The 8,335-nt window shown below is 34.8% G+C and carries 9 protein-coding genes; all 9 read left to right on the forward strand.

Translation table 11 applies throughout. The features are described from left to right. Nucleotides 1–422, forward strand: a 422-nt coding sequence (locus F3741_12780) for a DUF1499 domain-containing protein (GenBank protein MZG31651.1), incomplete at its 5' end; no start/stop codon positions are given. Between the two features lie 12 nt (nucleotides 423–434). Beyond that, entirely contained in the window at nucleotides 435–1,376 is a 942-nt protein-coding gene (locus F3741_12785) for an acyl-CoA desaturase (protein MZG31652.1), read from the forward strand. Then, nucleotides 1,376–2,620, forward strand: coding sequence for an NAD(P)-binding protein (locus F3741_12790; protein MZG31653.1), 1,245 nt, complete (start codon nucleotides 1,376–1,378; stop codon nucleotides 2,618–2,620). Before F3741_12785 ends, F3741_12790 begins: the two co-directional genes overlap by 1 nt. Nucleotide 2,621: 1 nt before the next feature. Further along, on the forward strand, nucleotides 2,622–3,383 hold the full coding sequence (locus F3741_12795; protein ID MZG31654.1) for a DUF1365 domain-containing protein: 762 nt from the start codon (nucleotides 2,622–2,624) through the stop codon (nucleotides 3,381–3,383). Nucleotides 3,384–3,385: 2 nt separating this feature from the next. After that, nucleotides 3,386–4,678, forward strand: coding sequence for a class I SAM-dependent methyltransferase (locus F3741_12800; protein MZG31655.1), 1,293 nt, complete (start codon nucleotides 3,386–3,388; stop codon nucleotides 4,676–4,678). 10 nt (nucleotides 4,679–4,688) lie between these two features. After that, nucleotides 4,689–5,477 carry a DUF1295 domain-containing protein gene (locus tag F3741_12805; GenBank protein ID MZG31656.1) on the forward strand — a complete coding sequence of 263 codons (789 nt, stop codon included), beginning with the start codon at nucleotides 4,689–4,691 and terminating at the stop codon, nucleotides 5,475–5,477. After that, the gene (locus F3741_12810; protein ID MZG31657.1) at nucleotides 5,477–6,502 is read left to right on the forward strand and encodes a class I SAM-dependent methyltransferase; all 1,026 of its coding nucleotides are present in this window, start codon (nucleotides 5,477–5,479) and stop codon (nucleotides 6,500–6,502) included. Before F3741_12805 ends, F3741_12810 begins: the two co-directional genes overlap by 1 nt. A gap of 478 nt (nucleotides 6,503–6,980) precedes the next feature. Further along, the gene (locus F3741_12815) at nucleotides 6,981–7,607 is read left to right on the forward strand and encodes a lipocalin family protein (GenBank protein MZG31658.1); all 627 of its coding nucleotides are present in this window, start codon (nucleotides 6,981–6,983) and stop codon (nucleotides 7,605–7,607) included. A 33-nt stretch (nucleotides 7,608–7,640) separates the two neighbouring features. Beyond that, the gene (locus tag F3741_12820) at nucleotides 7,641–8,129 is read left to right on the forward strand and encodes a DUF2062 domain-containing protein (GenBank protein ID MZG31659.1); all 489 of its coding nucleotides are present in this window, start codon (nucleotides 7,641–7,643) and stop codon (nucleotides 8,127–8,129) included. Nucleotides 8,130–8,335: the final 206 nt, after the last annotated feature.

Below are 8,335 nucleotides of genomic sequence, written 5' to 3' on the forward strand. Positions count from 1 at the left end.
GCATAATTATTATTAGTTCAATTATTATTTCATGCGTCGGTAAAACCCCCACCACAATTGGTCTTCTTTCGGATTGTCCTAATAAACCTAACTGCGTATCTACTAATAATAGTAATAGTAAAAGCTATATCGAACCAATTAGATATACCGGTTCTCGAGTTGAGGCGAAAAAAATTCTATTTCTAACTTTAGAAAGCTTTAAAGATTCTAAGGTAAAAAATGTAAAAGATAAATTTATCCATGTTGAATTCTTTTCGAAAATATTTGGTTTTGTGGATGATGTTGAGTTCTATTTCAATAAGCCAGGTGTTATTGAATTTCGATCAGCATCTCGTATAGGCTACAGCGACTTGGGAGTAAACCGTAATAGAATGGAGTCTATTCGTAGTAAATTTAATGAATTATCTAATGGTAAATTGTAGATTGAATTGATTATGAAAGCTCAATTTAATAACTTGGCCCAATGGTTTGATAATGATCGTATTCAAAATAAATATAAATATTCCATTGATGAAAGTATTGATTGGCTAAGATGTATCCCCTTTGTGGGGCTCCACTTAGGGTGTTTTGCGGTATTTTTCGTTGGATGGAGTATGACGTCAATTGTTGTGGCCTTAATTTTATATACAGTTCGTATGTTTGCCATTACAGGATTCTATCATCGTTATTTCTCTCACCGAACCTTTAAAACATCCCGATTTATACAATTTCTTTTTGCAGTTTTAGGTGCTTCAGCTGTTCAAAGGGGTCCGCTTTGGTGGTCTTCATATCATAGGTATCATCATAAATATTCTGATACCAAAATGGATATCCACTCTCCCTCTCAATCTGGTTTTTGGAAAAGTCACATGTTTTGGTTTATGGGTAAGTCTAACTTTTCTACCAAAAACGATTTAATTAAAGATCTTATAAAATTTCCAGAACTAAGAATCCTTGATCGTTTTGATATTGTAATACCTTTTTTATTGGCAGTTGGCTTGTTTATTTTTGGTGATATTCTTAATAGTTACAAGCCCGAATGGGGAGCTAATGGTCCCCAATTACTTGTCTGGGGTTTTTTTATCTCTACAGTTCTTTTATTTCATGGAACCTGTTCTACAAATTCTTTAGCACACAAATTTGGTAATAGACGATATGTAACTGGTGATGATAGTAGGAATAACTTAATCATTTCTTTAATCACATTAGGTGAAGGGTGGCATAACAATCATCATCATTATCCTAATTCAGTGAACCAAGGTTTTTACTGGTGGGAAATAGATATTACTTATTGGATATTAAAAATATTATCAGTTTTTGGAATTATTTGGGATCTAAAAAAAGTGCCTGAAAATATTCTGAAGTCATCGATAATTTCTCAAAAAAATAATAATTAATGAAAATCGCTATTATCGGTACTGGAATATCAGGCTTGACTTCGGCCTATTTATTGTCAAAAGAACATTCTATTCATGTTTATGAGGCAAACGATTATATCGGTGGACATGTTCATACTCTTGCAGTTCATATAAATGGTACAAGTCATGAAATTGATACGGGCTTTATAGTATTTAACGATCGTACTTATCCAAATTTTAACAAATTACTGAATCAAATAAATGTTCTATCCCAGCCTACTAGCATGAGCTTTAGCGTCAAATGCGAAAGAACAGGCTTGGAATACAATGGGACATCCATAAACGGTCTCTTTGCACAACGATTAAATTTGCTTAAACCCTCTTTTATTTTAATGGTTAAGGACATATTAAGGTTCAACCGTGATGCAAAAGAATTTTTAAAGGATTCAGTTGAAGAAATAACATTTGGTGAGTTTTTAAACCGTGGTAGATATTCAAATTCACTAAAAAATGATTATGCACTTCCAATGGCCTCGGCTATTTGGTCCGCTAAGTCCAAAGTTATTGAGAGTTCAAACTTTCGTTTCTTTGCCCAGTTTTTTGAAAACCATGGGATGCTAAATGTAAACGATAGGCCACAATGGAGGGTTGTCAAAGGTGGCTCCAAGCAGTACACCCTGAAACTTATCGAGCCATTTAAAAATAATATCCGTATTAATTGCCTGGTCGATAAAATAATACGAAAAGACGATGGTGTCGAGGTTGTTTTTAACAAGCAACAAAATGAATTGTACGATCGGGTCATCATCGCAACGCATAGCGACCAGGCTTTAAAAATGATTGAAAACCCAAGTCATGGAGAAAGAGAAATATTGAGTGCTATCCCCTACCAAACTAATGTTGCCCATTTGCACTGGGATTGTTCTGTTCTCCCAAAACATAAGAATGCTTGGGCGAGCTGGAATTACTTCAAACCAAATAAACTGAAGGATGAAACAACGGTTACTTATTATATGAACATGTTACAAAACCTAGATATGCCAAGGAATGTTTGTGTTTCATTGAATATGGAGGAGCACATTGACCCTAAAAAGATTTATAACAAAATTATATACCAGCACCCTGTCTTTACATCAGAGGCAATCCTGGCACAGAAAAGACACAAGGAAATAGATGGGGTAAATAAAATTCATTTTTGCGGGGCCTATTGGGGGTCCGGTTTTCATGAGGATGGCCTTAATAGTGCCTTGTCGGTTTGCAAATCTTTTGGACGATCTCTTTAAAATGAACAGCGCTCTGTATGAGGGAAATGTTACTCATATTAGATACTTGCCGATCAAAACAAGATTTGATTACTCTTTATTTATGTTGTTTTTAGATTTGCAGGAACTTCCTCACCTGTTTGAGTCATTTTGGTTTTGGTCCACACGAAAATGGAATATTGCCTATTTTAGGCGTAGTGATCACATGGGAGATCCTAGTGAATCACTTTCAGATTCAGTACGAAATTGGGTTTTTACAAAAACTGGAAAAAGACCTGAGGGCCGCATTTTTTTAATGACCCATCTATGTTATTTCGGGTATCGATTCAATCCTGTCAGCTTTTATTATTGCTTTGATTCATCGGAAAGTAATGTGCAAACAATTATTGCAGAAATCAATAATACTCCATGGGGAGAGCAATTTTGTTATTTATTAGATTGCAGCAAGTCAATTGAAAAGGAGGGAATGCATAAATTTTTCTTTAAAAAGGAATTTCATATCTCACCGTTTATGGATATGGATTTTGATTATGAGTGGAATTTTTCAGAACCCATAGAACATCTAAAAGTATCCATGAGTAATATAAAAGAAGGAGAAAAAATATTTGAAGCTAACTTGTTAATGAGAAAAAAGCCTATAAATAGTAAATCCTTAACAAGAGCCTTGTTGAAATATCCCTTGATAACCTGGAAGGTAAAGGCTGCGATATATTATCAAGCCTTTAAATTATGGTACACAAAATGCCCTTTCTATCCTCATCCAAAAAATAAAATGAGCTGTTAAATATGCAAATAAATGATTTGATTGATACCAAACCAATAGAATTTTCCGAAAAACCTCTAATCCTTGACAAGGTGGCACGAAAAATAATTTTAAGTCATTTTAAGGGAATAAAAGAAGGTGAAATAACTTTAATTGAAAACTCGGAACATATCATCTTTGGTCATACAACACCAAACTTTCCCGTTAAAGCAAAAATTATAGTCCAAAACTCAAAGATGTATTTAGATATTGTTTCAAAGGGCCTAAATGGTTCTGCGGACGCATTTATAAAAGGATGGTGGACTTGTGAAAACCTGACCGATTTGGTGAGAATTTTCACGCGAAACCGTGATGCTGCCAATCAATTCGAAAGTGGTATTGCGAATTTAGCGATATGGGTTATGAAACTAAGCCATTCCTGCAGAAGAAATAATTTAAAAGAAAGTCTGCGGAATATTCATGCGCATTATGATTTAGGGAATGATTTTTTTTCGACATTCTTGGACGACACAAGAATGTATTCCTGCGCTATTTTCAGTAAGCCCGAGAACTCATTGTATGAAGCTTCGATAACTAAACTTGATCGTATTTGCAAAAAATTGAATTTGTCATCGACTGATCATTTACTGGAAATAGGTACTGGCTGGGGTGGGTTTGCCCTTCATGCTGCCAAAAATTATGGTTGTCGCATTACCAGCACAACCATATCCCAAGAGCAGTTTATATTTGCAGTAAATTTAGTAAAAAAAAATGGATTACAGGACCAAGTCACTATTATTAAAAAAGACTTCAGAGAATTAGAGGGCCAGTTTGACAAATTAGTGTCCATCGAAATGATAGAAGCTATCGGTCATAAACTTTATAAAACATTTTTTCGAAAATGTAGCCAGTTACTTAAGCCAGAGGGCCTTCTCGTAATCCAGGCAATTACAATTGCGGATAATTTATTTGAGGAGTCCAAAGATTTTATAGATTTTATCAAGCAATATATTTTCCCAGGTAGTTGTATTCCTTCAATTAGTGCCTTGTGTTCCGCGGCAACTTCATCTGATATCAAATTGTTTCATCTTGAAGACATAACACCCCACTACGCTAGAACCTTGAAGGAATGGAGAACAAACTTTCTGCAAAATAAAAGTCGGGTCAAGGACCTGGGGTTCACTAATGCTTTTATTCGAATGTGGTTATTTTATCTTTGCTACTGCGAAGGTGGTTTCATGGAAAGACAGATAGGGAATGTTCAAATGGTTTTCACCAAGCCTTTATGCCGAAGAGATCCAATATTACCGCCACTAGAAGCAGTAAACCCAAACTAAATTAGTTTATATGGACAACTTTATTTATCATTTATCTATCTGTTGGCTCATTATTGCTGTTTTCATGATGTTGCTGTGGGCCATGCAGATAAAAACAGGAAACGCGGCAATCGCAGATGTGGGATGGGCATATGGTATCGCGTTCGGGATACTTTACTTTTCGTTTATTGGAGATGGTGATAAAGATAGAACAATTTTAACTGCAGTAATGGGAATTGTATGGGGATTGCGTTTAGGGACATATTTATTATTCAATCGGGTCATAAACGCACAAGAAGACAGTCGATACCAAAATTTTAGAAAATCTGCAGGAAACAATGTTCTCCGATATTTTTTTTTATTTTTTCAAGCACAGGCTGTTGTGGCAATTCTATTTGTCATTCCAATAGTCATAGTTTTCTACAATCCGAATTCGCTAAATTATTTGGATATAGCTGCACTACTCATTTGGTTTATTTCTATGACAGGTGAATGTGTTGCTGATAAACAATTATCCAGTTTCAAGGCAAATAAATCGAACGCGGGAAAAGTTTGTCGTAATGGTTTATGGAAGTATTCCCGCCACCCAAATTATTTTTTTGAATGGATACACTGGTGGAGCTATGTGTTTTTGAATTTCGGTTCAAATAATTTATGGATTAGTCTAACAGGCCCATTACTGATGCTCTTTTTTCTAATTAAAATTTCTGGAATTCCATTTGCTGAACAACAAGCTTTGAAAAGCAAAGGTATTGAATACGAAAATTACATAAAAACAACCAATATGTTTTTTCCAGGGCCCCAAAAGGATACAATTTAATGGATAAAGTGATTAGTCTTATAGAAAGAGGTTGGGTTCCGGATTCATTGATTCGGACAGGCATACGCCAGCTATTGAGAAAACGATTATCCGAAGAAAAAATTATTTTTAATAAAAAGGATCATATTAGCAATTTTGTGTGTGCTTTATGTGCACGCCCTATAGCAGTTGAAACATCAAAGGCCAACGATCAGCATTACGAATTGCCACCCTCATTTTTTAACTTGGTATTGGGGAAATATAATAAATACAGTTCCTGCTATTGGGGAGATGGGGCAACAACTTTAGATGAAGCAGAGGCAAGCTCTTTAAAAATTACTTGTGACAGAGCTGAATTGTCTGATGATATGGATATTCTGGAATTAGGTTGTGGGTGGGGTTCTCTTTCCTTGTGGATGGCCGAAAAGTATCCCAACAGCAGAATCACTTCAATTTCGAACTCCAACCAACAAAGAGAATTTATTGACAGGGCTGCTCAATTAAAAAACTTAAATAATCTTACGGTCGTAACATGTGACATGAATAATTTTAATGCGAATATGAAATATGATCGGATCGTATCAGTCGAAATGTTTGAGCATATGCAAAACTATGAGCGGTTAATGGAAAATATTTCATCATGGTTAAAACCTAATGGGAAGTTATTTGTCCATATCTTCTGTCATCAGAAATTTGCCTACTTTTTCTCCACAGAAGGTTCTGATAATTGGATGGGCCGCTATTTTTTTACAGGCGGATTAATGCCATCAGAGGATTTGCTGTTAAAATTTCAAAATAAACTTTCTATAGATAAACAATGGCGTTGGAACGGGCGTCATTATAAACAAACCTCCAATGCCTGGCTAAAAAATATGGATAGAGAAAAAAACAAAATTCTTCCTATTCTTGAACAAGTTTATGGTCTCAAAGAGAGGAATACCTGGTTTCAGCGATGGAGAATATTTTTTATGTCCTGTGCGGAACTTTTCGGTTACAACAGAGGATATCAGTGGTTCGTTGCTCATTATTTATTTAAAAAGTCTTAGTAAATGTATGCACGCGGTTTTAAGTTATACACTTTATATATATGCGGCTTCCTTTTCTCAATTTTAACCATAGGGATATATTGGGCTAGTGTCGAAAGTAATGTTATTCAGGGTATCAAAGAAATGGTTGCCTTGCGATGGGGAGTGGTTACTTTCCTTGATTTTTATATTGGAGCTACCGTGATTGGTGTCTGGATCTGTGTCTTGGAGAAAAGTGTTTTCCGAGGTGTTGTTTGGACACTTTGCATATATCTATTAGGGAATCTAGCGACTTTAGTTTATTTAACGAGACGTGCCTGGACCAGTAAAAAATTTTCAGACATTTTTATACCAACCAAGTAATTACAAGTTTATTTCTATCGGGCGATTATTACTGAAGATCATTTTGGGAGACTGCTCAATTTACCTTCGATTCTCGGCAAAATACTTTGTATATAATCTACCCTCTTAACCAACTCTAAATTTGTATTCCTAAGAAATGATGAGTAATGGCAATATTAAAAAGTTCATTTCAATATTAACTTTATTTGCAGTTCTAATAAACGCATTACTCATCAGTTCTGCGATTGCAGAAGAAAATAAAAATTTGAAGGTCGTATCCAATTTAGATCTCCATAAATTTCAGGGGATTTGGTATGAAATTGCTCATAACCCTTGGTTTCCGGAAAACAATTGTTTTGCAATGATTGCGCATTATAAGTTAATCGAGGACAACAAAATAGAAGTCACCAATATTTGTCGAAAACATGGGTTTGATGGAGAAATTAGTAAAATAATAGGCGAAGCCTGGCTGGTGGACCCGACCATAACGTCTAAATGGGAAGTTCAGTTTATCTGGCCTTTTTCGCTCGATTATTGGGTGATTGATGTAGAAGAGAACTTTAATTACGCTGTTATTGGTGAGCCGGACATGGAAAACTTTTGGATCCTGAGCCGAGAACCTATTATGGAAAAAGGTCTTCTCGCCAAAATAATTGCAAGATCAAAAATGAAAGGTTATGACCTTTCCAATTTAATATTAACACCCCAGGACGAGTTACATAGCAAATGTCTAACTCAATGGGTTTATAAAGAGATTGAAGGAAAAATTACTCAGAGTTGTTGAGTTATATTTATAAAACTGTAAATATAAAAAAATATAAATAGTGTGACTAATTGGAAAATTAAAATAATTGGTACTGTTGCTAATCTACTGAGGCAGGGATTAAACCCAAAAAAAATTTCAATAGTAATTTCATTAGGTGTCACTATAAGTGTTTTTCCCGTACTAGGGGTTACCACTTTATTTTGCACTGCAATATCTATTTTTTTTAAATTAAACTTGCCTGTAATTCAGCTTGTCAATTATGCCGCATTTCCTTTACAAGTAATATTATTTATTCCATTTTTAAAAATAGGAGAAAAAGTTTCAAATGTTTCATTAGATCCACTGTCTCAGGCTCATTTAATTGCTACTTTTGATGAAGGATTTGTTCGAGCCATTACAGTATTGTTTGATTACTTAATGTTAGCTTGTTTAGGCTGGATTTTAATAGCTCTTCCTATGTTTATAACTTTATATTTCCCTATATTAACGATTTTAAATAAATATAAACCAATTTTGGTTAAGCTGGGTATTAATAAATAATTTACTATATTGCTTTGGCCTGCCCCCCAAAATTGATCCAGATTTAATGTTAGGATTTGGGTCAAAAACCTTTAGATTAGGGGGGTAAGATGGCCAGGAAAAGATATTCATCTGAACAGATTATAGGTTATTTGCGAGAAGCAGAGGTATTACAGGCTAAAGGAAGTACGATTGGTCAAGTGTGCAAAAAGATAGGAGTAACGGAA

It is taken from the genome of Nitrospinota bacterium (assembly GCA_009873635.1).
In the GTDB taxonomy this organism is placed as follows: Bacteria; Nitrospinota; Nitrospinia; order Nitrospinales; family VA-1; genus LS-NOB.

Excerpts from the sequence above, each read along its gene's own strand:
- F3741_12785 (MZG31652.1), top strand. The coding sequence starts at position 435 with ATGAAAGCTCAATTTAATAACTTGGCCCAATGGTTTGATAATGATCGT.
- F3741_12790 (MZG31653.1), top strand. The coding sequence starts at position 1,376 with ATGAAAATCGCTATTATCGGTACTGGAATATCAGGCTTGACTTCGGCC.
- F3741_12795 (MZG31654.1), top strand. The coding sequence starts at position 2,622 with ATGAACAGCGCTCTGTATGAGGGAAATGTTACTCATATTAGATACTTG.
- F3741_12800 (MZG31655.1), top strand. The coding sequence starts at position 3,386 with ATGCAAATAAATGATTTGATTGATACCAAACCAATAGAATTTTCCGAA.
- F3741_12805 (MZG31656.1), top strand. The coding sequence starts at position 4,689 with ATGGACAACTTTATTTATCATTTATCTATCTGTTGGCTCATTATTGCT.
- F3741_12810 (MZG31657.1), top strand. The coding sequence starts at position 5,477 with ATGGATAAAGTGATTAGTCTTATAGAAAGAGGTTGGGTTCCGGATTCA.
- F3741_12815 (MZG31658.1), top strand. The coding sequence starts at position 6,981 with ATGATGAGTAATGGCAATATTAAAAAGTTCATTTCAATATTAACTTTA.